Annotated in this window: 20 protein-coding genes; 11 read left to right on the top strand and 9 right to left on the bottom strand. The window is 70.3% G+C overall.

What is annotated here, in order from left to right:
* Positions 1 to 154: 154 nt before the first annotated feature.
* The 5 genes from ABFX55_RS43680 to ABFX55_RS43700 form a co-directional block, all read right to left on the bottom strand.
* Positions 155 to 1,198 carry a copper amine oxidase gene (locus tag ABFX55_RS43680; RefSeq protein WP_346131423.1) on the bottom strand — a complete coding sequence of 348 codons (1,044 nt, stop codon included), beginning with the start codon at positions 1,196 to 1,198 and terminating at the stop codon, positions 155 to 157.
* 99 nt (positions 1,199 to 1,297) lie between these two features.
* Positions 1,298 to 1,948 carry a hypothetical protein gene (locus tag ABFX55_RS43685; protein ID WP_346129518.1) on the bottom strand — a complete coding sequence of 217 codons (651 nt, stop codon included), beginning with the start codon at positions 1,946 to 1,948 and terminating at the stop codon, positions 1,298 to 1,300.
* 112 nt (positions 1,949 to 2,060) lie between these two features.
* Positions 2,061 to 3,368: a maltokinase N-terminal cap-like domain-containing protein gene (locus tag ABFX55_RS43690; RefSeq protein ID WP_346129520.1), complete on the bottom strand. Its 1,308-nt coding sequence runs from the start codon at positions 3,366 to 3,368 to the stop codon at positions 2,061 to 2,063.
* A gap of 3 nt (positions 3,369 to 3,371) precedes the next feature.
* Positions 3,372 to 5,084, bottom strand: coding sequence for a maltose alpha-D-glucosyltransferase (treS, locus tag ABFX55_RS43695; protein ID WP_346129522.1), 1,713 nt, complete (start codon positions 5,082 to 5,084; stop codon positions 3,372 to 3,374).
* Between the two features lie 23 nt (positions 5,085 to 5,107).
* Entirely contained in the window at positions 5,108 to 7,264 is a 2,157-nt protein-coding gene (locus tag ABFX55_RS43700) for an alpha-1,4-glucan--maltose-1-phosphate maltosyltransferase (RefSeq protein ID WP_346129524.1), read from the bottom strand.
* Between the two features lie 218 nt (positions 7,265 to 7,482).
* Between ABFX55_RS43700 and glgP the strand changes: the two genes are divergently transcribed.
* Positions 7,483 to 10,065 carry an alpha-glucan family phosphorylase gene (glgP, locus tag ABFX55_RS43705; RefSeq protein WP_346129526.1) on the top strand — a complete coding sequence of 861 codons (2,583 nt, stop codon included), beginning with the start codon at positions 7,483 to 7,485 and terminating at the stop codon, positions 10,063 to 10,065.
* A 154-nt stretch (positions 10,066 to 10,219) separates the two neighbouring features.
* Complete coding sequence (locus tag ABFX55_RS43710; RefSeq protein WP_312895831.1) at positions 10,220 to 11,095, top strand: MurR/RpiR family transcriptional regulator; 876 nt, start codon at positions 10,220 to 10,222, stop codon at positions 11,093 to 11,095.
* Between the two features lie 45 nt (positions 11,096 to 11,140).
* Here ABFX55_RS43710 and ABFX55_RS43715 read toward each other — a convergent pair whose 3' ends face one another.
* Positions 11,141 to 13,054, bottom strand: coding sequence for an N-acetylmuramoyl-L-alanine amidase (locus ABFX55_RS43715; protein WP_346129527.1), 1,914 nt, complete (start codon positions 13,052 to 13,054; stop codon positions 11,141 to 11,143).
* A gap of 127 nt (positions 13,055 to 13,181) precedes the next feature.
* The gene (locus ABFX55_RS43720) at positions 13,182 to 13,616 is read right to left on the bottom strand and encodes a VOC family protein (protein WP_346129528.1); all 435 of its coding nucleotides are present in this window, start codon (positions 13,614 to 13,616) and stop codon (positions 13,182 to 13,184) included.
* Between the two features lie 89 nt (positions 13,617 to 13,705).
* On the opposite strand from ABFX55_RS43720, the gene ABFX55_RS43725 reads away from it, so the two are divergent.
* Positions 13,706 to 14,311 (top strand): response regulator transcription factor, encoded by a 606-nt coding sequence (locus ABFX55_RS43725; protein ID WP_346129530.1) that lies wholly within the window; start codon positions 13,706 to 13,708, stop codon positions 14,309 to 14,311.
* On the opposite strand, the gene ABFX55_RS43730 is transcribed toward ABFX55_RS43725, so the two are convergent.
* Complete coding sequence (locus ABFX55_RS43730) at positions 14,237 to 16,120, bottom strand: sensor histidine kinase (RefSeq protein WP_346129532.1); 1,884 nt, start codon at positions 16,118 to 16,120, stop codon at positions 14,237 to 14,239. The two genes, ABFX55_RS43725 and ABFX55_RS43730, sit on opposite strands and share 75 nt — an antisense overlap.
* Positions 16,121 to 16,203: 83 nt before the next feature.
* Between ABFX55_RS43730 and ABFX55_RS43735 the strand changes: the two genes are divergently transcribed.
* Complete coding sequence (locus ABFX55_RS43735) at positions 16,204 to 16,977, top strand: enoyl-CoA hydratase/isomerase family protein (RefSeq protein WP_346129534.1); 774 nt, start codon at positions 16,204 to 16,206, stop codon at positions 16,975 to 16,977.
* A 46-nt stretch (positions 16,978 to 17,023) separates the two neighbouring features.
* On the opposite strand, the gene ABFX55_RS43740 is transcribed toward ABFX55_RS43735, so the two are convergent.
* Positions 17,024 to 17,557: a GNAT family N-acetyltransferase gene (locus ABFX55_RS43740; RefSeq protein WP_346129536.1), complete on the bottom strand. Its 534-nt coding sequence runs from the start codon at positions 17,555 to 17,557 to the stop codon at positions 17,024 to 17,026.
* Positions 17,558 to 17,672: 115 nt separating this feature from the next.
* On the opposite strand from ABFX55_RS43740, the gene ABFX55_RS43745 reads away from it, so the two are divergent.
* From ABFX55_RS43745 to ABFX55_RS43775, 7 genes are all read left to right on the top strand, one after another.
* Positions 17,673 to 18,062 carry a hypothetical protein gene (locus tag ABFX55_RS43745; RefSeq protein ID WP_346129538.1) on the top strand — a complete coding sequence of 130 codons (390 nt, stop codon included), beginning with the start codon at positions 17,673 to 17,675 and terminating at the stop codon, positions 18,060 to 18,062.
* Positions 18,053 to 19,264, top strand: a complete 1,212-nt coding sequence (locus ABFX55_RS43750; protein ID WP_346129540.1) for a DUF6395 domain-containing protein — start codon at positions 18,053 to 18,055, stop codon at positions 19,262 to 19,264. Before ABFX55_RS43745 ends, ABFX55_RS43750 begins: the two co-directional genes overlap by 10 nt.
* Positions 19,261 to 20,103: a M55 family metallopeptidase gene (locus ABFX55_RS43755; RefSeq protein ID WP_346129542.1), complete on the top strand. Its 843-nt coding sequence runs from the start codon at positions 19,261 to 19,263 to the stop codon at positions 20,101 to 20,103. The genes ABFX55_RS43750 and ABFX55_RS43755 overlap by 4 nt, the downstream gene beginning before the upstream one ends.
* Entirely contained in the window at positions 20,096 to 21,649 is a 1,554-nt protein-coding gene (locus tag ABFX55_RS43760) for a flavin monoamine oxidase family protein (protein WP_346129544.1), read from the top strand. Before ABFX55_RS43755 ends, ABFX55_RS43760 begins: the two co-directional genes overlap by 8 nt.
* 10 nt (positions 21,650 to 21,659) lie before the next feature.
* On the top strand, positions 21,660 to 22,175 hold the full coding sequence (locus tag ABFX55_RS43765; protein ID WP_346129546.1) for a YbaK/EbsC family protein: 516 nt from the start codon (positions 21,660 to 21,662) through the stop codon (positions 22,173 to 22,175).
* Positions 22,176 to 22,296: 121 nt separating this feature from the next.
* Positions 22,297 to 24,675, top strand: a complete 2,379-nt coding sequence (locus ABFX55_RS43770; RefSeq protein ID WP_346129548.1) for a serine/threonine-protein kinase — start codon at positions 22,297 to 22,299, stop codon at positions 24,673 to 24,675.
* Positions 24,676 to 24,679: 4 nt separating this feature from the next.
* Entirely contained in the window at positions 24,680 to 26,515 is a 1,836-nt protein-coding gene (locus ABFX55_RS43775) for a serine/threonine-protein kinase (protein ID WP_346129550.1), read from the top strand.
* Positions 26,516 to 26,530 lie beyond the last annotated feature (15 nt).

The raw sequence follows: 26,530 nt of genomic DNA on the forward strand, positions 1-26,530 counted from the left end.
GTCGCCATGCGAATTCACACGAGCGGTATGTGGAAATACGGGCTTAACTATCACGATCGCTTTGCATCACGCCCACACCGCGTGAATCGGCCCCCCTGACGCCTGCCAGGGGGGCCGGGACCGGTCCGCGGGTACGGCGGGCCGTTTCGAGGGGTCAGTGCGGGTTGGTGGCGGTGACGTCGCGGGGGGTGATGCGGAAGCCCTGCCAGTGGATCGGCATCGGGTCGGCGTCCTCGTCCCTGGCGACGTGGTGGAAGCCGACGTTGACCCACAGCACGGGGTCGGTCACCCGCTCGCCGTTCGCGTAGCGGTCGACGGACCTCCTGCACTTGGGGGAGACGTTCTCGCTGGCCAGCCGCTCGCAGGCGCGGTACTGCGTCACGTAGACGTCGGCGTGCGTGAACGCCTCGTCGGAGGGGCCCCGGTACTCCGCGCTGTCGGAGTTGTTGATCTCCCAGGAGACCGGGTGCCTGTCGCGGTTCCTCACGCGCGGGTCCACCACCCGCCACCAGCGCATCCGCCCGTTGACCGCCTTCGTCTCCCGCTTCAGCGTGCGCTTGGTCATCGACCGCTTCTTGGTGCCGCTGCCCGAGAAGTCGTACTGCTCGACCACGTCGTTCGCCTTGCCCTGGATGTCGAAGTCCATCCGCCAGAAGACGTTGTGGGTGTGCGACTCCTCGAAGTGCTTGCGGCCCACCCCGATCGGCCAGCCGTGCTTCGGCGCCGTCGTGGTGCCGGCCAGCGAGCCGGTCGCCCCGACCCTCGGGGTGATCGAGCCGTCGTCGCCGAAGACCCATTCGGAGATGTAGGTGTACCAGCCGACCTGGTAGGCGGCCAGCACGACGAGCTCCTGCCCCTGGGCGGACTCGCGGGCGTCGGGGTCGCCCCAGCCGTCCTTGAGGTGTGCGTGGCCACGCGGGCGCGTCGTCACGCACACCTTGCCCTTGGCGCGCTCACCCCCGGGACAGTCGGCCTCCGTCAGCGCCACCACGGCCGAGCCCAGCGAGCCGATGTCGTGGTAGCGCGGCTCGCCGCTGTCGTAGGGCACGTGGATCTGCGCCAGCGCGGCGCTGCGCAGCACGCTGATCGGCCTGTTGCCCTTCGGCGTGTAGACGACCTTGGTGACGGTCAGGCCCTCGATCGTGCGCATCTCCCAGCACAGCCGCCACCGCGCGCCGTTGGGGAGCGTCTTGTCGATGAGGTACGGCGAGCTGCACGCCTGGGCGACCTGCGCCGGCGCGGGGGGGAGCGGCGGGCGCGACGAGCAGCCCCGCGAGCATGAGACGGAGGAACAAACTCACCACTCCAGCGTGTGAACCCTCTTGGCGGACAGGTCGATGACGATGCGGCTGGTGTCGAGGAAGGTGCCGTCGGGCAGCCGTACGAACAGCCGCAGGCAGCGGTGCTGGGCGCACCTGCCCCGCTCGGGGGAGAAGATCAGCCCGCGCAACGCGAGGTCGGAGGGGGAGGCCAGCTCGCGCCCCGCCGCCTTCCTGAACGACTGGCGCACGCCTGCGCCCAGCTTCGGATCGGCCAGCAGCAGCTCGGCGGCGCGCAGCTCCTCCCGCTTGGACGGCGGCGGCTGCACCCCTCTGCCCTTGGTCTCCTCGATCACCTTGCTTCTGCCGAGGTCGACCGTCCTGACGATCAGCGTGTCGGTCGAGTAGTCGTAGATGTAGGCCTCGGCCCTGCGTGCCTGCTCGGCGTCCTTGTCGTCGTCGCGCTCGACGTACAGGAGCTCGGTCTGCCCCGACTTGAGATGGTTCGTGGCGGTGGCGATCTCACCCGCGCGGGCGATCTCCTCGGGCGTCAGCGGGTCTCCCTGAGAGGGAGTCTCCCGCACGCCCTGCGCTGCCTGGGGCGCCTCTCCACTGGTCACCAGCAGGAGAGTGCCGCTGACGAGCACGGCGCCCACCCCCGCGGCCGCGAACACAAGACGTCGCCGCATGCCGCCCCCTTTACTCTTCGCTCATGTTTGCATGCGAAGAGTAATGCGTTTGATACGCTGCCCGTGGAGAAACGGCAGACTCAGGGCGGCTCGGGTGGACCTGCGCGGAGGCTCAGCGGAAGGCCGCCAGCGGGATGGGCAGCCAGGTCGGCCTGTTGCGGGCCTCGTAGACCACCTCGTAGACCGCCTTGTCGTACTCCAGCGCCCTCAGCAGCGCCGCGTCGTCGCCGCACACGTCGGCGTAGCCGTCCAGGAACGCCGCGCGGTTGCGGATGGCCCACTCGGCCGCCCTGGGGCGCAGGGTGGCGCCGTCGGGGTGGTCGGCCAGCAGGTGACCGGCCGCGTAGTCGAAGGAGCGCAGCATCCCTGCCACGTCCCTCAGGGGCGAGGCGAGCGCCCTGCGCTCCTCGAGCGGCTGTCCTGGCTCGCCCTCGAAGTCGAGGACGATCCAGTCGACGGGCGTGCGCATGACCTGGCCGAGGTGGTAGTCGCCGTGCACGCGCTGCACGCGCACCTTGCCGGTCAGCTCCTCCACCTGGTGGAAGGCGCGCTCGACCAGGTCGGCGTGCTCGGCGAGCGCGGGCACCTCCTCCAGCGCCCTGGCGAGGCGGCGGCGGAAGCCCTCCACCATGCGCTTGACCTCCGACGGGCTCACGACGTCCGTCGGGAAGGCGGCGGCCAACTCCCTGTGGATCTCGGCGGTGGCGATGCCGAGGCGGTGGGCCTCGGCGGCGAAGTCGCCGCCCGCCTCGGCCGCGCTGACCTCGGGCAGCGAGCCGTAGAGGTCGCGGACGCTGGCCAGGGCGAGGTCCCACCCGTCGTTGGAGGTGGTCAGATACTCCTGCGTGAAGGCCAGCGTGGTCGCGATGCCGTCGACGTCGGTCTCGATCCACCCGTACGGCTGGGCGATGTGCGCGGCCCCGCGGGCGGCCAGCGCGGTGACCACCTCGAGCTCGGGGTTCACCCCTGGGATGAGCCTGCGGAACAGCTTGCAGATGTAGGCGTCGCCGAACACCAGGGAGGTGTTGGACTGCTCGGCCCCCAGCACCAGGCTGCGCTGCGAGGTGTCGATCTCCACCCCGGGCGCGGTGCGGAACCTGATCGGCCCGTGGTCGCGGCCGGTGGCCATGCCCTCCAGCAGGAGGCTGGTGAGCGAGGAGTCGTGGGCGGCGTCGAAGAGGTGGCCTTCGTCCGACACGCCGATGAGGGCGTGTTTGAGCCTGTCGGGCAGCTCGGGGCTGACGCCGAGCAGGAGTTGGTAGCGGTCGCGGGCGCCCGCCTGCCGTACCGACAGGATCAGGTGGCGCAGTCCGTCGCCGAGAGGGGTGTCGGAGTCGATGGAAAGGCCGTCGAGAGGACGCCCCTTGCCCGCGAACCAGCGTTGGTGGGTGATCCAGCGGGCAAGGAGGTCCTCAAGCACGGCCTACTCCTCCTGTGGCGCGGCGGGTGGAAGGGTGAACCAGTAGAACCCATGCCCAGGGAGCGTCAAAAGATACGGAAGTTCGCCAATCGGTGGAAATGGAACTCCACCCATCGTCTCCACGGGCGATACGCCGACGAACCGCCTCAGGTCCAGTTCCACGGGTTGTGGGAACCGCGAGAGGTTGTTGACGCATAGCATGCGATCATCGCCCAGCTCGCGGACGAATGCCAGCACGCTGGGGTTGGACGAGTTGAGTTCGATGAAGTCGCCCAGCCCGAAGACCGGGTGACGCTTACGAATCTCGATCATCCGCTTGGTCCAGTGAAGCAGAGATCCGGCGTTTTTCTGCTGCGCCTCGACGTTGATCGCCTGATATCCGTAAATCGGATCCATGATGATCGGCAGGTAGAGGCGGCCGGGGTCGCAGTCGGAGAACCCGGCGTTGCGGTCGGGGGTCCACTGCATGGGCGTGCGGACGCCGTCGCGGTCGCCCAGCCAGATGTTGTCGCCCATGCCGATCTCGTCGCCGTAGTAGAGCACCGGCGAGCCTGGCAGCGACAGCAGCAGAGCGGTGAACAGCTCGATCTGGTTGCGGTCGTTCTCCAGCAGGGGCGCCAGGCGGCGGCGGATGCCGACGTTGGCGCGCATGCGCGGGTCCTTGGCGTACTCGGAGTACATGTAGTCGCGCTCTTCGTCGGTGACCATCTCGAGCGTCAGCTCGTCGTGGTTCCTCAGGAAGATGCCCCACTGGCAGTTCTCGGGGATCTTGGGCGTCTGGGCCAGGATCTCGGAGATCGGGTAGCGCGACTCCCTGCGCACGGCCATGAAGATGCGCGGCATGAGCGGGAAGTGGAAGGCCATGTGGCACTCGTCGCCGCCGCCCACGCTGTCGCCGAAGTACTCGACCACGTCGCTGGGCCACTGGTTGGCCTCGGCCAGCAGCACCCTGTCGGGGAAGAGGCGGTCGACCTCGGACCTGACCCGCTTGAGGTAGGCGTGGGTCCTGGGGAGGTTCTCGCAGTTGGTGCCGTCCTCCTCGAACAGGTAGGGGATGGCGTCCATGCGGAACCCGTCGATGCCCAGGTCGAGCCAGAACCTCAGCACCTCGAGCATGGCCTCCTGCACCGCCGGGTTCTCGTAGTTGAGATCGGGCTGGTGGTGGAAGAAGCGGTGCCAGTAGTACTGGCCCCTGACCGGGTCGTAGGTCCAGTTGGAGGTCTCGGTGTCGATGAAGATGATCCTGGCGTCCTTGTACTTCTCGTCGGTGTCCGACCAGACGTAGAAGTCGCCGAAGGGCCCCTCGGGATCGTGGCGCGAGGCCTGGAACCACGGGTGGGCGTCGCTGGTGTGGTTCATCACCAGGTCGGCGATCACCCGCATGCCGCGCTTGTGCGCCTCGTCGACGAGCTTGACGAAGTCACCGAGGTCGCCGAAGTCCGGAAGGATCTTCATGAAGTCGGCGATGTCGTAGCCGCCGTCACGCAGCGGCGACTCATAGAGCGGCAACAGCCACAGGCAGTCGACGCCGAGCCATTGCAGGTAGTCGAGCCTGCTGATGAGCCCCTTGATGTCGCCGGTGCCGTCGCCGTTTGAGTCGGCGAAGCCCCTGATGAGCACCTCGTAGAAGACCGCCCGCTTGTACCAGTAGGGATCGCGGGGTTTGTCCTCGTCAAAGGTGTTCGGGATGGCAGCGGAGTTCACGATGTCGGACAAAGTTGGACTCCCCGATCGCTGTGTTACCGATGAGCCGCTCGCACGGTGAAGACGTGCGCCGGGTGAATGTGTGGGTCGAGGCGCACGTAGTTGCTCTGCCGCCAGCGGTACGACTCGCCCGACACCTCGTCGTCGACGACGAACTCGGCATTCCAGTCGAGACCGAGGGCCGGCAGGTCGAGATCGACTGTCGCCTCATGAGTATTGTGCGGATCCAAGTTGACGACCGCCAGGACCACGTCGCCGAGGCCGTGCCGTCGTGTGGCCGTGTCGTAGGCGCCAGGGAGCCGCTTGGAGAAGCAGACCAGGTCCGGGTGGTCGACCCTGTGGAACTTCAGGTTACGCAATTCCTGGAGGGCCGGGTGAGCTCTTCGGAACAAATTGAGGTGGGTGATGAAGGGGGCGAGAGTCCGCCCTTCCCTCTCGGCGGCCACCCAGTCCCTCGGCCGGTACTGGTACTTCTCGCTGTCGAGGTACTCCTCGCTGCCAGGGCGTACCGCGACGTGCTCGGCGAGTTCGTAGCCCGAGTAGACGCCCCAGGTGGGGGAGGTGAGCGCGGCCAGGACCGCGCGGATCTTGAAGGCCGGGACCCCGCCGTGCTGAAGATATTCGTGCAGGATGTCGGGCGTGTTGACGAAGAGGTTCGGCCTCAGATAGTGCGACGTCTCATGGGATAGCTCCGAAAAGTACGTTTCCACGTCATATTTGGAGTTCTTCCATGTGAAGTACGTATATGACTGGTGATATCCGATCTTCGCCAGGGTCTGCAGCATCGGAGGCCTGGTGAACGCCTCGGCAAGGAAGATCACATCCGGGTCGGTGGCGCGGATGTCGGCCAGCAGGCGCTCCCAGAATCCGACCGGCTTGGTGTGCGGGTTGTCCACCCTGAAAATCCGCACACCGTGGTCCATCCAGTGCCTGACGACCCGTTTGACCTCGGCGTAGATGCCCTCGGGATCCTTGTCGAAGTTGAGCGGGTAGATGTCCTGGTACTTCTTCGGCGGGTTCTCCGCGTAGGCGATGCTCCCGTCGGCGCGGATCGTGAACCACTCGGGATGCTCCGTGACCCACGGGTGGTCGGGAGAGCACTGCAGCGCGAAGTCGAGCGCCACCTCCATGCCCAGCTCTCTGGTCCTGCCCACGAAGTCGTCGAAGTCGTCGATCGTGCCGAGGTCGGGGTGGACGGCGTCGTGCCCGCCGTCCTCGGAGCCGATCGCCCAGGGCGAGCCCGGGTCGTCGGGGCCGGGCGTGAGCGTGTTGTTGCGGCCCTTGCGGAAGGTCGTGCCGATCGGATGGATCGGCGGCAGGTAGACCACGTCGAAGCCCATGCGCGCGACGGCGGGCAGCCGCTTGGCGGCGGTCTGGAAGTTGCCCGACTTCGACACGCCCTCGCCGTCGACGATCGCGCCCTCGGACCTGGGGAAGAACTCGTACCACGAGCCGAACAGGGCCCTGCGGCGCTCCACCCTGACCTTCTGCTGCTTGCTCCTGGTCAGCAGGTCACGCAGCGGATGCGCCTCCAGCAGCGCCGTGGTCTCGGGCAGCTGGGCGATCGACAGCCTGGCACGGGGGTCGAGGGCGTCGTCGCGCAGCGTGGAGGCCACTGCCAGCAGCGCCGCCCTGTGCCCGCACGTCTCCGACGGCTTGAGTTCGGTGCCGGCCTTGAGTGTGCCCGGTTTGACCGTGTCGGTCATGAGCTGGCCGTTCTTCTGCTGGCCTGTCTTGAGTGTGCCGTTGCCGTTTCGCGTCGTGCCGTTGCCCGCGTGGGGGGCGGGGCAGTCGCTGGCCCTGACGGCCCGGGCGGCCCGCTCGAAGAGCCTGGCGCCCTCCTCGCACATCAGTTCCACGTCCATGCCGCGCGGGATCTTGATCTCCGCGTCGTGCAGCCACGTCCCGATCGGGTCACCCCACGCCTCGACCCTGAACTGCCAGTCGCCCTCGTCGGGCAGGCACACGGACACCGCCCAGCGGTCGGTGCCCTTGCCCTGTTCTCGCATGTGTTTCAGGTGGCCGCGCCGCCCGTCGGGAGCGGTGAGCACGACGCCGGCGGCGACCGCGTCGTGCCCCTCTCTGAACACGGTCGCCGCGATCTCGAAGGTCTCTCCGGCGACCGCCTTCGCGGGCCACTGCCCGCAGTCAACGACGGGGTAGATGTCCGTGATGGGAATTCGACCGATCATCGCGTCCTGTTCTCATGTGTCGAGCGGGCGTCTGTGGCTATGACGATCCTCGCACCTTCACGCGTGCAGCAGCTGGCACCGTCCCGCGACGGTGCGTCAAAGCTCAATGTGGGGAGTGCCCTAATAGTCCCTCTTGATGCCTCTACATGGAAGGGTTGTGAAACGGAAGTGATCCACTCCCGCTTGAACACCGCTCCTCAGCCCCTAGGGTCGAAATCGTGAGAGCTATCCGCAGGTTTACCGTCCGCACCGTCCTGCCCACGGAGCTGGCCGCCCTCGGCGAGCTTGTGCACAACCTCCGATGGTCCTGGCATCCAGAGACCACGGACCTGTTCGCCGAGGTCGATCCGGCCGTCTGGGAGCGAGTCGGGCACGATCCCGTCGCGCTGCTGGGCGCCGTCGACCCCGCCAGGTTGCGCGAGCTGGCCACCGACCGCCGCTTCCTGCGCCGTCTCGCCGACGCCGCCGACGATCTGCGCGAGTACATGACCGCGCCCCGCTGGTATCAGACGTTGCCCGAGGCCGCGGGCGCGATCGCCTACTTCTCGCCCGAGTACGGCATCGCCGCGGCGCTGCCGCAGTACTCGGGAGGCCTCGGCATCCTGGCAGGTGACCACCTCAAGGCGGCCAGCGATCTCGGCGTGCCGATCCTGGCGGTCGGACTGCTCTATCGCCACGGCTACTTCACTCAGTCGCTGTCGCCAGAGGGCTGGCAGCTGGAGCACTACCCCAGCCTCGACCCTGGCGGCCTTCCGCTGAGCCTGCTGAAGGACGAGGAGGGCACGCCCGTACACATCAGGATCGGCCTGCCGAACCAGCGCGCCCTGCACGCGCAGGTGTGGGTGGCGCAGGTCGGCAGGGTGCCGCTGCTGCTGCTCGACTCCGATGTGGCCGACAACGACACCGCCGCCCGCGACGTCACCGACCGCCTGTACGGCGGGGGCACCGACCACAGGCTCATGCAGGAGCTGCTGCTCGGCGTCGGCGGCGTGCGGGCCATCCGCGCCTACTGCCGGATCACGGGACACGCCGAGCCCGAGGTCTTCCACACCAACGAGGGCCACGCGGGCTTCCTCGGCCTGGAGCGCATCCGCGAGCTCACCGAGGCGCGGCTCTCCTTCGACGAGGCGATCGAGGCGGTTCGCGCCGGCACCGTCTTCACCACCCACACGCCGGTCCCCGCGGGCATCGACCGCTTCCCCTCGGACATGATCGAGCGCCAGTTCGGCGGCGACAACGCGTGGCCGACCGTCCCTGTCGAACGCGTCCTCGCGCTGGGCGCCGAGCAGGAGCCCGGGCGCTTCAACATGGCCATCATGGGCATGCGCCTGGCCCAGCGCGTCAACGGCGTCTCCGAGCTGCACGGCGAGGTCAGCAGGGGGATGTTCCAGGAGCTTTGGCCCGGCTTCGACCTGCACGAGGTGCCGATCGGCTCGATCACCAACGGCGTCCACGCGCCCACCTGGGTGGGCCGTGAGATCATGGAGCTGGCCGGTCGCGAGCTGCCCGAGCTCATCGAGAAGGGGCAGGGCTGGGAGGGCGTCCAGAAGATCTCCGACCCTGAGATCTGGGGCATCCGCGGCAGGCTGCGCGAGCGCCTGGTGGAGGCGGCGAGAGTACGGCTGCGCCGCTCGTGGCGCGACCGCGGCGCCTCCGACGCCGAGCTCACCTGGGTCGACGACGCCCTCGACCCCGACGTGCTGACGATCGGCTTCGCCCGCAGGGTGCCGTCCTACAAGCGGCTCACGCTGATGCTGCGCGACCCCGTGCGGCTGCGCGAGCTGCTGCTGTCTCCCGACAAGCCGGTGCAGATCCTCATCGCGGGCAAGGCCCACCCGGCCGACGAGGGCGGCAAGAAGCTCATCCAGCAGATCGTCAGGTTCGCCGACTCCGAGGACGTGCGGCACCGCATCGTCTTCCTGCCCGACTACGACATGGCCCTCGGCCAGCTGCTCGTCCAGGGCTGCGACGTGTGGCTGAACAACCCGCTGCGTCCTCTCGAGGCGTCGGGCACCTCGGGCATGAAGTCGGCGCTGAACGGCGGGCTCAACCTGTCGATCCGCGACGGCTGGTGGGACGAGTGGTACGACGGCACCAACGGCTGGGCCATCCCCACCGCCGACGGTGTCGCCGACGCCGACAGGCGCGACGAGCTCGAGGCGGCCGCGCTCTACGACCTCATCGAGCACGAGGTCTCCGACCGCTTCTACGACAGGGCGCCCGACGGGCTGCCCAGGCGGTGGCTGGAGATGGTGCGTCACACGCTGACCTCGCTCGGGCCCAAGGTGCTGGCCGGCCGGATGCTTCGCGACTACGTCGTGGGTCTCTACCTGCCCGCCGCGGCCTCGGCGAGGGCCCTGTCGGCCGACTCCTACGCCCCGGCCAAGGCGTTCGCCGCCTGGCGGGTGCGCGTCAGCAAGGCGTGGCCGGGCGTGCGCGTGGAGCACGTGGAGGCGTCGGGCGTCGGCGACACGCCGGAGGTGGGCGCGGCGCTCGACCTGCGCGCGACGATCGCCCTGGGCGAGCTGGAGCCCCACGACCTGCTGGTCCAGGCCGCCTACGGCAAGGTCGGCCCGCACGACGAGCTGCTGAGCCCCCGCTACCTGGCCATGACGCTCGAAGGGACGACCGACGACGGCAAGGCCCACTACGTGGGCAAGGTGCCGCTCGACAGTACGGGGGCGTTCGGCTACACGGTGCGGGTGGTGCCCAACCACCCGCTCATGGCCGCTCCCGCCGAGCTCGGCCTGCTCGCCCTCCCGGAGGAGCCCGTGGGTATGACCAACGGCACCCTCCGCTGACCACGCGGGCCCCGGAGCGCCGTCTCCGGGGCCCGTCCCGTGGTCTCCCGCCGCGCGACCCGTGGGTTGACCTCGGGACGCCGAAGAGATGCCGGTTTGCGGTCATGACGCCCTGGAGCAGTCCTTCCTCCCGTCCAGGCCCCATAATCGGTATGTGGAAGACACCATGAACGGTCTGAGGGCAGACACACTCGTGGCCACCGTCCGCGGTGTCCTTCCTTCGCTCACCCCCGCCGCGCAGACCGTCGCCCGTCTGATACTCGAGGACCCCGCGACCGTCGCCCGCAGCACCATCACCGAGCTCTCGGCCGCCTCCGGCACCAGCGAGGCGACGATCGTCCGCACCGCCCGTCTGCTCGGCTTCGCCGGATACCCGCAGCTCAGGCTGGCTCTCGCGGCCGCGGCCGCGCAGCCCGACCGGCTGGTGCCCGGCGACCTGGCCCCCGACGACCCGCTGTCGGAGGTCATCCTCAAGGTCTCGCGAGCCGAGTCCGAGGCGATCAACGACACCGTCGCCCAGCTCACCTCCGAGCGGCTCGGCCTGGTCGTGGACGCCATCGTGGGCGCCCGCAGGATCGACTCCTACGGCGTGGGCGCCTCGGGGCTGGTGGCCGAGGACGTGGCGCAGAAGCTCATGCGCATCGGCCTGTCGAGCCACGCCTTCCAGGACGCGCACCTGGCGCTCACCAGCGCGGTGCTGCTGAAGGCGGGCGACGTGGCGATCGGCATCAGCACCTCGGGCGAGACGCCCGACGTCCTCGAGCCGCTGCGCCTGGCGGGGGAGGCGGGGGCCACCACGGTCGCCATCACCAACAACCCGCGCTCCTCCCTCGCCGCGATGGCCGAGCACGTGCTGATCTCCGCGGGCAGGGAGACCGAGTTCCGCCCCGGCGCGCTGGCCAGCCGCATCAGCCAGCTGCTCGTCGTCGACTGCGTCTTCGTGGGCGTGGCCCAGCGCACCTTCGACTCCTCGCAGGAGGCGCTGCAGAGCACCAGGCGCGCCGTCGCCGAGTTCACCCGCAAACGCTGAGGGGACCCCGCCCGGTGAGGGCGAGGTCCCCGACGGACAGCGCGCCTACTGGAACGTCACCCGCACGTCGTCGGCCTTGACGAACATCACCCGGTGACCGAACTGGATCTGCCAGTACTTCGTCTTGCCGCGCACGACGGTGTGCGGGGCGGGGTCGAAGGTCACCGCCCTGTAGTACTCGGCCGCCGCGGGCCCTGCCAGCGTGTACTTCTCCCCTTCGGAGAAGGTGTACTGCAGTGGCGTGACGGCCTGGTACGGGATGCCCGCGGGGTAGGCCTCCTGCTCCGGGTAGGCCCTGCCGTACACGGGGACGGTCTTGAGCCCTGGACGGGGGGTCACGACGAGCCCCATGGACGGCACCGCGGTCGGGTTGGCGGCGGGGTTGTGGAACCACGCCTTCTGGCCGAGGTACCAGATCGCGGTCCAGTCGCCGTCGCGGTCGGCCACGGCGTAGCGCTGCCCGGTGGTGGCGCGGGCGCTGTGGTCGTAGACGCTGTAGAGCGAGTCGCCCGTGGGGTGCTTGCCGATGTCCTTGACCAGCGGGGCGTCGGCGCGCGGCTCGGTGCGCAGCCACACCGTCGAGGCGGGCAGCGGCGGGCACGCGGCCGAGGGGTTCTTGCGGTCACAGCCGTAGAAGTACGGCTTGTTCGTCTCGAAGTCCGGCCTGATCATGATGGAGCCCGACTTCGGGCCGCCGAACTGGTGCAGCGGAGCGCCCATGAGCTCGAAGTAGTGCGCCCAGTCCCAGAAGGGGCCGGGGTCCTCGTGCATGCCCCTGACCGTCGTCGGCAGCGTGCCGGGCACGTTGTCGTGGCCGATGATGTGCGCGCGGTCGAGCGGCACGCCGTGGCGCATGGCCAGGTAGCGCACGAGCTTGGCCGACGTGCGGTACATCGCCTCGGTGTACCAGGTGCTGCCCTCGGCCAGGAAGCCCTCGTGCTCGATGCCGATGGACTTGGCGTTGATGTACCAGTTGCCGGCCTGCCAGCCGACGTCCTTGGTCTTGATCTGCTGGGCGATGTGCCCGTCGCTGGACCTGACCGAGTAGTGCCAGCTACCGGGCCACTTCGGGTCCTGGTTCAGCCGCACGGAGGGCGCCCAGTAGCCCTCCATGTCGTGGATGACGATGTAGTCGATCTTCTGGTTGTTCGGCCTGTCGGACAGGTCGTAGTGGCCGTAGTTGTTGTTCGGCAGCTGCGCGTATCCGGCGGGGATCCACTCGCAGGAGATCGAGCGAGGGCACTCCACGCCGTCGCGGCGCGGCAGCGAGAGCCCGAGCTTCTCCAGCCACGACTCGATCTTGCCGAGGTCGGGCACCGGCTTCAGGGTGACCCGCTGCCCGTCGTCGGTGGTGCGCGTCACTCCCGAGGCGATCACCGAGAAGACCTCGTCGGCGAAGAACTTGGCCGCCTCGTACTCGGTGGCTCCGGAGTAGCGCGCGACCGCGCCGTACCACTGCCCTGGATCGTCGCTGAGCGGCGCGCCGAGCTGCTTCTGGTAGTCGGCCAGCAGCGCCGCGCCGCCGCGGATGTTGGCCGCGGGGTCGGTCTTCAGCGTCTCGTGCGACTCGCCCGTCAGCGCCGCGGCCTTCTCCATCGTCCTGAGCGAGGCGGGGATCTCCTCCGGCGTCTCCGGCGCCTCGGACGGCAGGGCCAGCGGGCGCGTCTCGTCGCCCCGCGGGTCCTCCTCGCCCTCGGCGTGGTGGTTGGAGCCGGTGAAGGCGGCCGCGTCGGTCAGGTGCATCGGCCCGAACCCTGCGTCGTTGCTGGGCTGGCCCGCGTGGGAGTCCCACCTCGACCCCAGGTAGGAGACGCCCAGCAGGACGCTCTCCGGCACCTGGTAGGTCTCGGCCGCCTTCGCGAACGCCTGCTGCCTGTCATCGGGCGCGGCCTCGGCGTGCGCGATCGCGGTGGGTATCAGCAGCGGTAAGAAGCAGGCGACCGCCAACGCTCTGCGCATGGGTGACTCCTTGACTGGGGGGGTCGTTCAGGAGTCAGCGTCTCAACATTTTCCTTCCTCTAGAAGAGGATTGAGAAGGATTTTTTCAGGACTTCACCGGGGAGGCCCCCGCCTCCCCGGAGTCCGGTCAGCCGTTGGCGGCCTCTTCGAGCTCCTTGACGTTGATCTTCGACATCTTGAGCATCGCCTGCATGGCGCGCTCGGCCCTGGCCGGGTCGGGGTCGCTGAGCAGCTTCGGCAGCGCCTTGGGGATGATCTGCCAGGACAGTCCGTACTTGTCCTTGAGCCAGCCGCACTGGCTCTCCTCGCCGCCCTCGACGAGCCTGGCCCACAGCTCGTCGACCTCCTCCTGGGTGTCGCAGTCGACGTAGAGCGAGATCGCCTCGGTGAACGTGAACTGCGGCCCGCCGTTGAGCGCGATGAAGCGCTGCCCCTCGATCTCGAACGTCACGATCATGGGAGTGACCTCGACGACGCGCGAGTTCGGGAAGATGGAGACGTAGTGGTTGGCCGCCTCCTCCGCCTGGTTGTCGAACCAGAGGTACGTGGTGATCTTCTGCATGATGTGCTCCTCTCTCTGCTCGCTATAGTCGCAATCCGGCTGGACCCCCAGTAGTGCCACGTTCACCAACACCGTGTGAAGGATTCACAGTGATCCGAGTTCTGATCGCGGAGGATGTGCGCATCCTGCGCGAGACGCTGGCCGCCGTGCTCGAGCTGGAGGATGATCTGGAGGTCGTGGCCGCCGTGGAGCGCGGCGACCAGATCGTGCCCGCCGCGCTGGAGTCGCGTCCTGACGCCGCGGTCCTGGACATCGAGCTGCCGGGGCTGGACGGCCTCAGCGCCGCCGCGCTGCTGACCGAGCGCCTGCCCGAGTGCCGCGTCGTGGTGCTCACCGGCTTCGCCAGGCCCGGCTACCTGCGGCGCGCGACGGCCTCGGGAGTGAGCGGCTTCCTGCTGAAGCACTCACCGCCCGGCGATCTCGTCGAGGCCATCAGGAAGGTGGTCGCGGGAGAGCAGGTCGTCGATCCGCAGCTGGCCATGGCCGCCCTCCGCAAGGCCGACAACCCGCTGGCCGCCCGGGAGGTCGACGTGCTCAGGATGGCCGCCACGGGCGCCGAGGCCGACGAGATCGCGGTACGGCTCTCGCTCAGCAGGGGCACCGTCCGCAACTACCTGTCGTCAGCGGTCATGAAGCTCAACGCCAGGAACAGGGTCGACGCGATCCGCATCGCCGCCGACGAGGGCTGGCTCTAGCGGAGCCGTCGCGGTGAGCGCGTGGGTCTCACCCGCGCGCTCGGCGCTCAGCCGCCCGCCCAGGGCGTCCAGGCGATGGGTGAGGTTGCCGACGCCCGAGCCCGGCTGGTGATCGGGTGAGGGGGCGGCCACGCCGTCGTTGGTCAGGCTGAGCCGTACCTGCCCGTCGTCGGCCACGATCTCCAGCGAGCAGTGGCGGGCCGCGCTGTGCCTGAGCACGTTGGTCACGCCCTCGCGCAGCACCGCCGCCAGCGCCTCGTCCACGCCGGCGGGCAGCCCCGCCGCGGTGCAGGACCAGCTCACCTCGACGCCCATCGCCTCCAGCACCGCACGGGCCGACTCGACCTCGGCGGCCAGCGAGATCTCCGTGCGGCCCGAGGCCACCGAGTCGATGTCGGTGAGCACCTGGCGGGCCGCCTCCAGGCCGTCGCCGAGGTGCCGCGTGGCAGCGTGAGGATCGCGTTCGAGCAGGCGGAAGGCCAGCTCGGCCTTGAGCACCACCACCGACAGGCCGTAGCCCAGCAGGTCGTGCAGGTCGCGGGCGAAGCGCAGCCGCTCGCGCGCCACCTGGACCCTCGCCAGCTCCGCCCGCGCCTCCCGCAGCTCGACCGTCAACCTGGCCATGCGCCACAGGGCGTAGACGATGATCGCCCGCTCGGTCACGTACACCAACCCGTAGAGCACGTCCAGAACGTTGCCCGCTATGCCGCTCTGGGTCAGGTGGAAGACCGTGTCGCCCGCGAGCACCGCGCCCGCGGCGACCCACCGGATCGGCCCGCGCAGCAGCACGACGACGGCGCCGGGCAGCAGCCCGGCGACGTACCAGAGCTTCGCGCCGAGCAGCGCGGTCGGCGCGTAGGTGAGCAACACCAGCCCGGTCAGCGTCCAGCCCTCGTGCTGCCCGCCCGGCAGGCACGCGCGCAGGTACAGGGCCACGAAGCCGGCCAGCGCCACGACGAAGACCAGCAGCGGCAGGCCGGACAGGCCGATCTGGAGCACGTGACGGAGCTCGCGCGGCACGATCATCAGCAGCAGCGTCGTGACCACCAGGACGTTCACGACCCTCGTGGTCAGGTCGCCCGCCACCACCGGCCTGGCCCCGGCCCCGTCGCGGTGGGCGTGCGAGACGGACCGCACGTCGGTGAGCGCCGTACGCGCCGTCGCGAGGCTCGACTCCAGCTCAGCCCGCGACAGGCCGGGCCGCTGGAGCGCCAGGATCACCTGTCGCAGGCTCGCCCCCACCCGCTCGTTGAGCTCCTCGGCGAAGGCCAGCCGCTCGCGGGCCACCTCGGCGGCCGCCAGGCTCGCCTGGGTACCGCGCAGGTCGATGATCAGGTCGGTGAGACGCACCACGCCGTACAGCGCGACCCCGACGAAGGCGGCCTGCCCCACCACGAGGTAGAGCGCCTCGCTCACCGGTCGTACGGTGAGCCCGGACCAGAACTGGGCGGCCAGCACCAGCGCGAACGCCGCCCACCGCGGCCCCGGACTCCTGATCAGCAGCAGGACGGCCGCGGCCAGGAAACCGGTGTTGCCGTACCAGGTGTTCGGGAACCAGGCCAGACCTGCCCCGGTCAGGACCGCCTGTACGACCAGCGTCCACCGCCATCCGCGCGGCCGGTGCCCGTCGGCCCGCCGTACGCAGTTGCGCAGGTGCAGCCCGAGCAGGACGGCCAGCATCGTGAACGCCAGCGCCTTCACGGCGGGACGGTCGTCGGAGTAGACGATGCCGATCAAGCCGCCGAAGGAGAACCCCGCGCTGGCCACCACCGCCACCAGCTGCGCCAGCTTCAACGCCTGAGCGTCCATCGCGCCCGCCTTCCCCGTGTGGCCCCACATTCTCGCCGTTTCGGACCTCGGCTCTCGCCCTCCTGTCCGGATAAGGTCACCCCATGGGTGAGTTTGCACGCGTCGAGGTGTCCGACCAGATCGCCACGATCAGGCTCGATCGTCCGAAGATGAACGCCCTCAACGGGCAGGTCCAGCGCGAGATCGCTGAGTGCGCGCGAGCCGTGGACGCCGACCAGGGCGTCCACGCGGTCGTCGTCTACGGAGGGGAGCGCGTCTTCGCGGCGGGCGCCGACATCAAGGAGATGGCCGACATGTCCTACGCGGACATGGCCGCCCACTCGAGGACCCTGCAGGACTGCTTCACCGCGCTGGCCCGCGTCGGCAAGCCGGTCATCGCCGCGATCACCGGCTACGCGCTGGGCGGCGGCTGCGAGCTGGCCCTCTGCGCGGACTTCAGGGTGGCGGGCGAGAGCGCCAAGCTCGGCCAGCCGGAGATCCAGCTCGGCATCATCCCCGGAGCGGGCGGCACCCAGCGGCTGTCCCGCCTGGTCGGCCCCGCCAAGGCCAAGGACCTCATCTTCAGCGGACGGCACGTCAGCGCGGCCGAGGCGCTGGAGATCGGCCTGGTCGACAGGGTCGTGCCCGACGTCGACGTCTACACGGCGGCGCTGGAATGGGCGGCCACCTTCGTCGGCGGCCCCACGGTCGCGCTGCGCGCCGCCAAGCAGGCGATCGACCAGGGGCTCGAGGTGGACCTGGACACAGGGCTCGAGATCGAGCGCCTGCAGTTCTCCGGGCTGTTCGCCACGGACGACGCCAAGATCGGCATGCGCGCCTTCACGGAGAAGAGCAAGCCCAAGTTCACCGGCCGCTGACCCTCGACGCGACGGCAGCCGTTGTGCCTCGGCACCGGGCGATCGGTCAGCCGGGCTGCCGCTCGGCGGGTGGGTCGACGAAGCCGAGGCGGCGGTTCATGGCGATCGCGGAGGTGTTGCGGGGGTGGTGGAAGGTGGCCAGGCGCTCGTACCCGGCCGATCGCACGAACTGGATCGCCAGCAGTTTCAGCGCCAGCGACAGCCCACGCCCGCGATGGGGCGCGAGGACGCCGGTCATCTCGCTGAAGGCGTACCCCTCGTCCGGGTGCAGGGAGGTCGAGGACATGCCGATCCACTCTCCTTCGAGGGTCGCCAGCACGACGCCCTCGGCGGAGAAGGTCGGCACCTCGATGCGCTGGGCGAGGTACTCGTCGTAGGTGTAGAACGCGCCCCTGCCCGGGATGTCGGCCGAGCAGGTCCTGTTGAGGTCGTAGAGGGCGCGCCGGTGGGCGGGGGTGTCGCCGAGTTCGGCCATGGTCGTGAACGCGATGCCCGACTCGCGGGCTCGATCGAGGCGGGGCTCGAAGGCCGCGTCGTCGAAGGTGCCCACGTGCAGTTCGAGGCGTACCCAGTCGACCATGTCCTGGACCCTATCCGGAGCGGCGCCGCACGCTTTTCCCGGATCTGCGGATGACCGGGACGGGGTTGGGAGAGCGGCTCGGGAGGCAGGTGGTTTGCCGCTATCGTGGCGTTTCATGATGCGCGTCCCCGTCCCCGCGCGGCTGAAGAAAGCCGTCCGCTCGTGGTTCGACTCCCGTTACATCTCGGTCGCCGACCATCGGCAGGACATCAAGGACGCGCTGTGGGAGGTTCAGACGCTGCGCCGTGAGGTGACCACTCTGCAGGAGGAGGTCAGGCGGCTCAGGGCGGTCAGGCAGCAGGGTCCGCAGTCCGCGGCGCAGGCGGCGGCCGCCACGGCGGTCGCGGAGGTCGCGGAGAAGGCGGCAGAGGCGCACAGGCTGGCCCACGAGACGGCCCAGGCACTCGACAGGATCCTGCAGAACGAGGTCCTGCTCTGGCAGGCGGTCGACGAACTCAGGGCCGCGAACGAGGGCGCCGCGGGCGGGGGGCAGTCGTGCGCGTGAGCTGGAAGGGCGGCGAGCTCACCTTCAGGCTCGACCCCGAGGACGAGATCACCGGCACCGTGTCCGACGGTTACCCCGTGAAGCTGGCGGTCAACTCCTGCGAGATCAAGGACGTCCCCTCCGACGCGCACAACGACCTCTGGGCCGTCGCCGCCTGGACGGTCGTCGCGCCCTGGACCAGGAGGCGGATCGCCTTCGACCGTCCCGTGTCGAGCGGGCTGGCCGCCGCGCTCCACGACGGCTGGGGGATCGAGGCGGGCCCCGTGGGAGGCCCGCCGCGCGACCCAGGCCCCACGCTGGCGATCTCCTACAGCGGCGGCGCCGACTCGGTGGCCGCCGCGGCGGTCTTCCCCGACGCGCCGTTCGTGCACTTCAGGCGGGTACCGCACAGCAGGGTGCCGAACCGCTGGCCGCACTACCGCTCCGACGTGCTGGCCAAGCTGGCCGCGCAGACCGGCCGCGAGGTGACCACGGTCGAGTCGGACCTGGAGTTCACGCTGGCCGAGCCGCGTCCCGGCTATCCCGAGCACCACGCCGTCATGGTGGGGGCCCTGCTGAACGCCGACAGGCTGGGGCTGGGCGGCGTCGGCCTCGGGTACGAGATCGGCTCGCGCTGGCTGGGCGGAGGGCGCTACGTGCACCGCTTCACCCCCGACAACCCGATGTGGGCGCCCCACGGCATGTGGGGGCGGCTGTTCGCCGCCGCGGGCCTGCGGATCGTGCTGCCCGTGGGCGGCGTGAGCGAGGCGATCACGATGAGGATCGCGCTGGACTCCCCGCTCAAGGCGCAGGTGCGCTGGTGCCTGCGCGGCACCTCTGGGCCCTGCCGTACGTGCGGGAAGTGCCTGTACAAGGAGCTCATCCAGGCCGCGGTGGAGCGCCGTCCGATGGACACGCCGATCACCGCGGACCGTCCCGTGGCGCGCAAGTGGCAGGAGCCCCCGCCGTACGGCGGGCAGGAGATGATCGAGTACGGCTGCGCGAGGGTGCCCGGCATCGAGAAGACGCCCTTCGCCAGGGCGGCCGGGTACCTCGGGGCCACCGAGGAGTCCACCGGCTGGCTCGACCACTGCTACAGGCCGGCGATCGAGGAGATCCCCGAGCCGTGGCGGGAGCGGGCGGAGCGGTTCATGGCGGAGAACGTCGGGTTCATGGACGAGGCCCAGGCGCGGCGAGTCGAGACATGGGGTGGCGCGGCATGAAGGTCTACCTGTCGGTGGACATGGAGGGCGTGACCGGGTTGACCGACCCGGAGGAGATGCACGCGGGCAAGCGCGGCTACGAGCGCGGCTGCGAGCTCATGACCGCCGACGCCAACGCCGCCATCGAGGGCGCCTTCGACGCGGGCGCCACCAGCGTGCTGGTCAACGACGCGCACGGCTCCACCAAGAACCTCAGGATCGACCTGCTCGACCCCCGCGCGACGCTGATCCGCGGCCCCGGCAAGTCGCAGCGCATGGCGCAGGGGCTCGACGCCTCCTTCGACGCCGCGATGTTCGTCGGCTACCACGCGAGGGCGGGCGTGCAGCACGGCGTGCTCAACCACACGTGGATGGGCAAGGAGATCCAGAACGTCTTCCTGAACGGCGAGCCCTGCGGCGAGACGCGGCTGGTCGCGGCGTGCGCGGGCTTTCATGGCGTGCCCGTCGCGCTGGTCACCGGCGACGAGGCGGTCGGCCAGGAGGCGGCGGAGCTGCTGGGCGAGGTCGAGACCGTCGCGGTCAAGAAGGGCATCGACAAGTTCTCGGCCGAGCTGCTGCCGCCGAGCGTGGCTCAGGCGCGGGTCCGTGAGGCGGCGGCGCGAGCGCTCGACAGGTTGAGCGGGTTCACACCTTACGAGACGGACCGGCCGTACACGCTGGGCGTGGAGTGGAACTCCACGGCCATCGCGGCGGCCTGCGGGCTGGTGCCGGGCGTGAAGCAGACGGGCGCGCGGGAGATCGAGTTCGCCACCGACGACTTCACCCAGATCATGGCGTTGATGGGGCTGTTCGCGACCATCGGTGGGCAGGTGGCCTGCGGCAGCGGGCCCTATGGCTGACAGGGGCACGCTGACCAGGCGCGGACTGCTGGTCGGCATCGGAGCGGCCGGCGGCGCCGGCGCGATGTACGCGGCGATGGGCGCGCTGGGGTTGGCCCCCTCCGAGCAGGACAAGACTTTCACCCCGCCCAGGCAGGGTGATTTCACGCTCAAGGGCAGGGGCGCCGCCAAGGTCGTCATCCTCGGCGCGGGCGTCGCGGGGCTGACCGTCGCCTACGAGCTGGGCAAGGCGGGCTACGACTGCACGCTGCTCGAGGCGAGCGAAAGGATCGGCGGGCGCAACCTCACCCTGCGCGGCGGCGACAGGCTCACCGAGCTCAACGGGGCCGCCCAGGACGTCCGTTTCGGCGAGGGTGTCTACTTCAACGCGGGCCCCGGCAGGATCGCGCCGTGGATGGTGACGATGGACTACTGCCGCGAGCTCGGCGTCCCCATCGAGACCTTCGTCAACTCCAACGCCTCGGCGTACGTGCACACCGAGGGAAGGACGATCCGCAACAAGACCGCCCGCGCCGACATGTACGGCTATGTCGCGGAGCTGCTGGCCAAGGCCACCAACCACCGCGCGCTCGACCGCAGGCTCACGGGCGAGGACCGCGAGCGCCTCCTGGAGTTCCTGCGCAGGTTCGGAGACCTGGGGCCCAAGCTCACCTACGAAGGCTCCGAGCGCCGCGGTTTCACGAGATATCCGGGCATGGACGGCGGAGCGGCGCTGACCTCGCCCGCCGGCCTGCACGAGGTGCTCGCCGCGGGAGTCGGCCGCGCGATCACCAACGACTTCGGCTACGACCAGGCGACCCCGATGTTCCAGCCGGTCGGCGGCATGGACGCGATCGTCACCAGGCTGGTCGAGGCCGTCGGCCGCGACCGCGTCAGGACCGGCGCCAGGGTCACGAAGATCACCGACCGGACGGGGTCCGTCACCGTCACCTGGGAAGGCGGCGAGCTCACCGCCGACTACTGCGTCGCCACGCTGCCCCCGCACATCCTGGCGAAGATCCCGCACAACCTGGGCGCCCCCGTCACCGCCGCGCTTCGCACGCCCGCCCCCGTCGCCGCAGGCAAGATCGGCCTGGAGTACGGCAGGCGCTGGTGGGAGCTCGAGGACCGCATCTACGGCGGCGTCACCGAGACCGATCTCGACATCACACACATCTGGTATCCCTCCTACGGCTACCACTCCGAGCGCGGCCTGCTCGTCGGCTACTACAACTCGGGCGAGCCCGCCGAGCTGTACGGGGCGCTCACCCCCGAGGACCGCAGGCGTCGCGCGCTCACCCAGGGCAAGAAGATCCACGGCGAGAAGTACCGCGCTGAGCTGCTGTCGAGCGTCTCGATCGCGTGGGAGCGCCAGCCTCATCTCCAGGGCGGATGGGTGCGCTGGCCGGCCTTTGATTCGTCCTTCACTCTCCTGCAACGTCCGTCGGGGAGGGTGTACTTCGCGGGCGACTGGCTCACCCACCTGGTCGCATGGCAGGCGGGTGCCATGGAGTCGGCGAGGAGTACGGTCACCCAGCTGCACCGGCGTGTCACAGCGTCGGCGTAGGGTCCTGCGCATGGACCTGAGATGGGTGCCCGCCCTTGACCGGACAGACCTGCTCGCCGAACCGGTGGCGAGAGCCGTACGTGAGCTGAAGGAGGAGGTGCGCGTGGCCGAGATCGACGCCGAACTGGCCGACACCGCCGCCTTCTGCGACCGGTACGGCGTGGCGATGGACGCCTCCGCCAACTGCGTGGTGGTGGCGGGCAGGCGGGGCGGCGAGGTGCGCTACGCCGCCTGCATGGTGCTGGCCACGACGAGGGCCGACGTCAACGGCGTGATCAGGAGACATCTCGACGCGCGCAAGATCAGCTTCGCCTCCATGGACGAGGCGGTCTCGCTGACCGGCATGGAGTACGGCGGCATCACCCCGCTGGGCCTGCCCGAGGGCTGGCCGATCCTGGTCGACAGCAGGGTGGCGGCCCATCCCGAGGTGGTCATCGGCAGTGGCGTGCGGCGTTCGAAGCTCGCCCTGCCGGGGGCCGCTCTGGCCGGATTGAAGACCGCGGAGGTCCTCGATCTGGCGAATTGAGACCAATGCGAGACCGACGATTGGGAAACCTATGGGGTCACTTCAGACGTTACACGAGTGGGAATGTGACCTTGGGGTTCATCTCGTGGGCGGGGTTTGAGCCGGTATGGTGCTTCATGCCATGAACGATGACCGACTAGGCCCTTACCGGCTGCTCAGGCGGCTCGGTGAAGGGGGCATGGGCGTTGTCCACCTCGCTGTCGACCCGCAGGGACGGCAGGTGGCGGTCAAGGTCCTCAGGGCCGAGGTCGCCGGCGACGACGTCGCCAGGCGGCGGCTCTCGCGTGAGGTCGACACGATGCGGCGGGTGCGCAGCAAGTACATCGCCGAGGTGCTCGACGCCGACGTCACGGGACACCGCCCCTACATCGTCACCCGCTACGTCGCAGGCCGTCCGCTCGACGAGGTCGTCAAGCAGGACGGTCCGCTCGAGCTGCCCGCGCTGGCCAGGGTCGCGCACGGGGTGGCCTCGGCGCTGGCCGCCGTCCACTCCGTCGGGGTGATCCATCGCGACCTCAAACCGGGCAACGTGCTGATCCTCGACGGCGACCCCGTCCTGATCGACTTCGGCATCGCCCAGGCGGTCGACGCGACCAGGCTGACCCAGACCGGCATGTTCATCGGCACGCCCGGCTACCTCGCGCCCGAGATCATCGAGGGTCACGAGGCGGGCCCCGAGGTCGACATCCACGCGTGGGCGGGCACGCTGCTGTTCGGCGCGACCGGCCAGCCGCCCTTCGGCAAGGGCACGCTGGAGATGATCTTCTACAACATCACGGCGGGCAAGGCCGAGGTGTCGGCGGCGCCGCGCGAGCTGCAGCCGCTGCTCAAGGCGGCCTTCCAGCGCAACCCCTCCAAGCGGCCCAAGGCGGCCGACCTGGCCGAGCAGACCGCCAGGCTGCTGCCCAAGTCCGCCAAGGTGGCCGACGAGATCTCCACCGTGCCCAGGCCCGACCGTCCGGGCTCGCGTCCTGTGACCGACCCCGCCGACGTGCCCACGCCCGCGATCCCGCCCGCCAGGCCTCCGCTCGGTCAGCCCTCCCTGTCAGGCCCGTACGGCGGCGCCGCGCCCATGTCAGGCGCCGGCGCCCCCGGCAGTCAGGAGTTCGTCTCCCTCCTCGGCAACCAGGCCCCCTCAGGCCCCTCGACGGGCGGCCACGGCCCTGTGGGCCCCTCGACGGGCGGTCACGGGCCCGTGGGTCCCTCGACGGGCGGTCACGGCCAGGCGGGCCCTGCCGGCGGCGGCCCCACGGGTCCAGGCACCGGCGGGCACGGGGCGACAGGCCCGGGTTCGGGCGGTCATGGGCCCTCGGGTTCCGGGCAGGCGGGTGAGCACGCGACGACCGGCGGCGACCCGTGGCCGACCAGGCGCGTGACGCCCGAGGAACTGCGGCAGATGCGCGAGGAGGGCGGCGTGCCCGCCCACCCGTGGGACGTGCCGACCAGGGCCTCCACCGAGCCGCCCGCAAGCCGTCCATGGCCGGGCAGCCAGGCCGACCACAGCGCCCCGCACACCCCTCCAGGCGCGGCGAACCCGCCCGGCGGATTCCCCTCAGCGGGCCACGCCGGCGGCTTCGCCACGCCCGGAGGCCAGTCGCCGGGCTTCCCCGGGCAGAGCGGCGGCCAGTCGCCGGGCTTCCCCGCGCAGGGCGGTCCTTCGTCGGGCTTCCCCGCCCAGGGCGGGCAGGCAGGCGGCTATCCGGGCGCGCCGCCGTACCCGCGCGACGGTGACATCCCCACGCGCAGGGTGCGCCCCGACGCGCCCGACTACCCCCGCGGTGCCCCGCAGCCCTACGGCCACCAGTACCCGCAGGCCGGTCACCCCGCGCCCGACCCCGAGACCTGGCGCGAGCCGCGCATCCCGGGGGCGCGTCCCGGCCTCGCGCTGCAGCGTTCCAAGGCGTACGGCGTCGCGGGCGCCATGCTGCTCGTCGTCATGATCGTGCTGGCCGTGCTGGCCCCGCTGATCGTCAGCGCGGTGGCGATCCCGTTCGCCGTGCTGCTGCGCGCGGCCGACCTGGCCCAGCCGCAGCTCAACGCCAGGCGTTCGACGGGTTCGGCCGCTGCCGACGTGCTGCGCGTGTTCGCCCAGCCCGCCGCGCTGCTGAAGTCGATCGGCATCACGGTCGCGCTGGTGCCCTACGCGCTGATCCTGGGCCTGCCCGTCACCCTGCTGCTCACCGTGCTCGTGCACTCGATGCCGCTGGCCAACGCGCTGGCCTGGGGTGGAGCGATCGCCCTGTGGACCGTCTGCGCGGGTCCCGGCGTCGAGGCTCCAGGACGGCAGATGCGCAGGACGCTCGCCTCTTTGGTTCCGTCGCGTACGGTGGCCATGGTGACCGCCGGCGTGCTCGCCGTCGGAGCCGCGCTCTCGCTGGTCCTGGCGCTCGGCACAGTGCCCGAATCGGGTAGGAAGTCGGTATGGGCGCCCGTCGACGTGAGTCCGCTCACGGACAGGCTGATGGACCTGCGGGGGAAGGCGGGCCAAGGAGGGGGATGAGTAGATGAGCACCGGCAACACCCAGGCGCCCGAGCGTCTCGGTCCCTACAGACTGGTCAGGAAGATCGGCGAGGGTGGCATGGGGGTTGTCCACCTCGGGATCGACGAAGAGGGGCGCGAGGTCGCCATCAAGGTGCTGCACCCCCACGTCGCCGCCGACCTCAAGGCGCGAGACCGGCTGACCCGCGAGGTCGAGACCATGCGCAGGGTGCGCAGCAGGCACGTCGCCGAGGTGCTCGACGCCGAGCTCGTCGGCGGGCAGCCGTACGTCGTGACGAGGTTCGCTCCTGGGCGCACGCTCGAGGAGACCGTCCTCACCGAGGGCCCGCTGCCCGCGGCGCAGCTGATCAGGCTGGCGCAGGGGCTGTGTTCGGCGCTCGTCTCCATCCACGCCGCCGACGTCATCCACCGCGACTTCAAGCCGTCCAACGTCATGCTGGTCGACGGCGAGCCGCTGGTCATCGACTTCGGCATCGCGCACCTGGTCAACGCCACCAGGCTGACCCAGACGGGCATGTTCGTCGGCACGCCCGGCTACCTCGCGCCCGAGATCATCCGCGACACGGAGATCACCCAGGCGGCCGACGTGCACGCGCTGGCCTCCACCGTGTTCTTCGCCGCCGTGGGCGCGCCGCCGTTCGGCACGGGGACGTTCGAGGTCATCTGCTTCAACATCATGGAAGGCCGGGCGCAGCTCGACAAGGCGCCCGCGTGGCTGCGCGGCTGGCTCGGCAGGGCGCTGGCGGTCGACCCCCGCGCAAGGCCCGCGGCGCAGGAGCTGTTGCGCATGGCGCGCCGGCTCGACCCCTCGGTGACGGCCTTCAACGAGACCCCGCCGAGCGGCACGCGGGTCCTGGAGTCGCCGCCGCCACCGCCGGTCAACAGGACCAAGACGCTCGCGCGCGACGACAGCTACTCCGACCTGCTGCCGCCGGTCGAGTACGCCAAGCCGCCGCGGCCCGCGCCGCAGCCGCGCAAGGAGGCCAAACCCCGCAAGGAGCCGAAGCCGCCGCCGTACGTGCCGGCGAACGTGCCGCCCTACCGGCCGCCCGCGCCGTACCCCGACCAGCGGGTCGCGGGCTACCCCGCGCCGCAGCAGGCGGCGGCCGTGCGGCAGCCGCAGCGAGCGCAGCCCGCTGCCCAGCCGCGGCCCTACACGCCGCCACGGGCCGACCGGCCGAAGTACCGCGTGGGGCATCCGCTCATCGCGGCGTTGCTGCTGACGCTGCTGGTCGCGCTGGCGGTCATGATGCCGGTGATGGCCGGCGCGGCCGCCGTGGTGATCGCGCTGGTGCTGCGTGTGGGCGAGTATCTCTTCGGCGACCTGGTCGCGCGCCGCCAGCTGCGCGGCAGCAGCGCGGCCGATCCCGCGTTGATCCTGCTCGGCACGCCATGGGCGCTGATCAAGGCGGCGCTGGTGTCGCTGGTGCAGGTGCCGCTGTCGATCCTGTGGGGCGTGTGCGTCTGGGGCGTGCTGCACCACGCCTTGAAGATCGAGAGCGACCAGGCGGTGGCCTACGCGGCAGGCGCCTTCGCGGCCGGGCTGTTCCTGCTGCCGGGAGGGGGCGCGCCGCGCAAGGCCGTCACCCGCACGCTGACCGGCGTCATCCGCAGCCCTGGAGCCGGGCTGGTGGTCGCGCTGGTCGTCGGCACGGCGGCGCTGCTCGCGGTGCTGTTCGCGATGGGCCAGGCGCCCACGTGGCACCCGTGGGAGCAGCCCTCCGACGTGGTGAGGGAGCTGACCCGCAGCGCCAGGGAGAGCGTGACGGGGCTCATCGGAGGGCTCATCGACTCCCTCATGACGAGCCTCGGTCTCGGCTTCCTCACACCCTGGTCATGACGTGTTCTCCGGCCC

The sequence above is a fragment of the Nonomuraea roseola genome, from assembly GCF_039535395.1.
In the GTDB taxonomy this organism is placed as follows: Bacteria; Actinomycetota; Actinomycetes; order Streptosporangiales; family Streptosporangiaceae; genus Nonomuraea; species Nonomuraea roseola.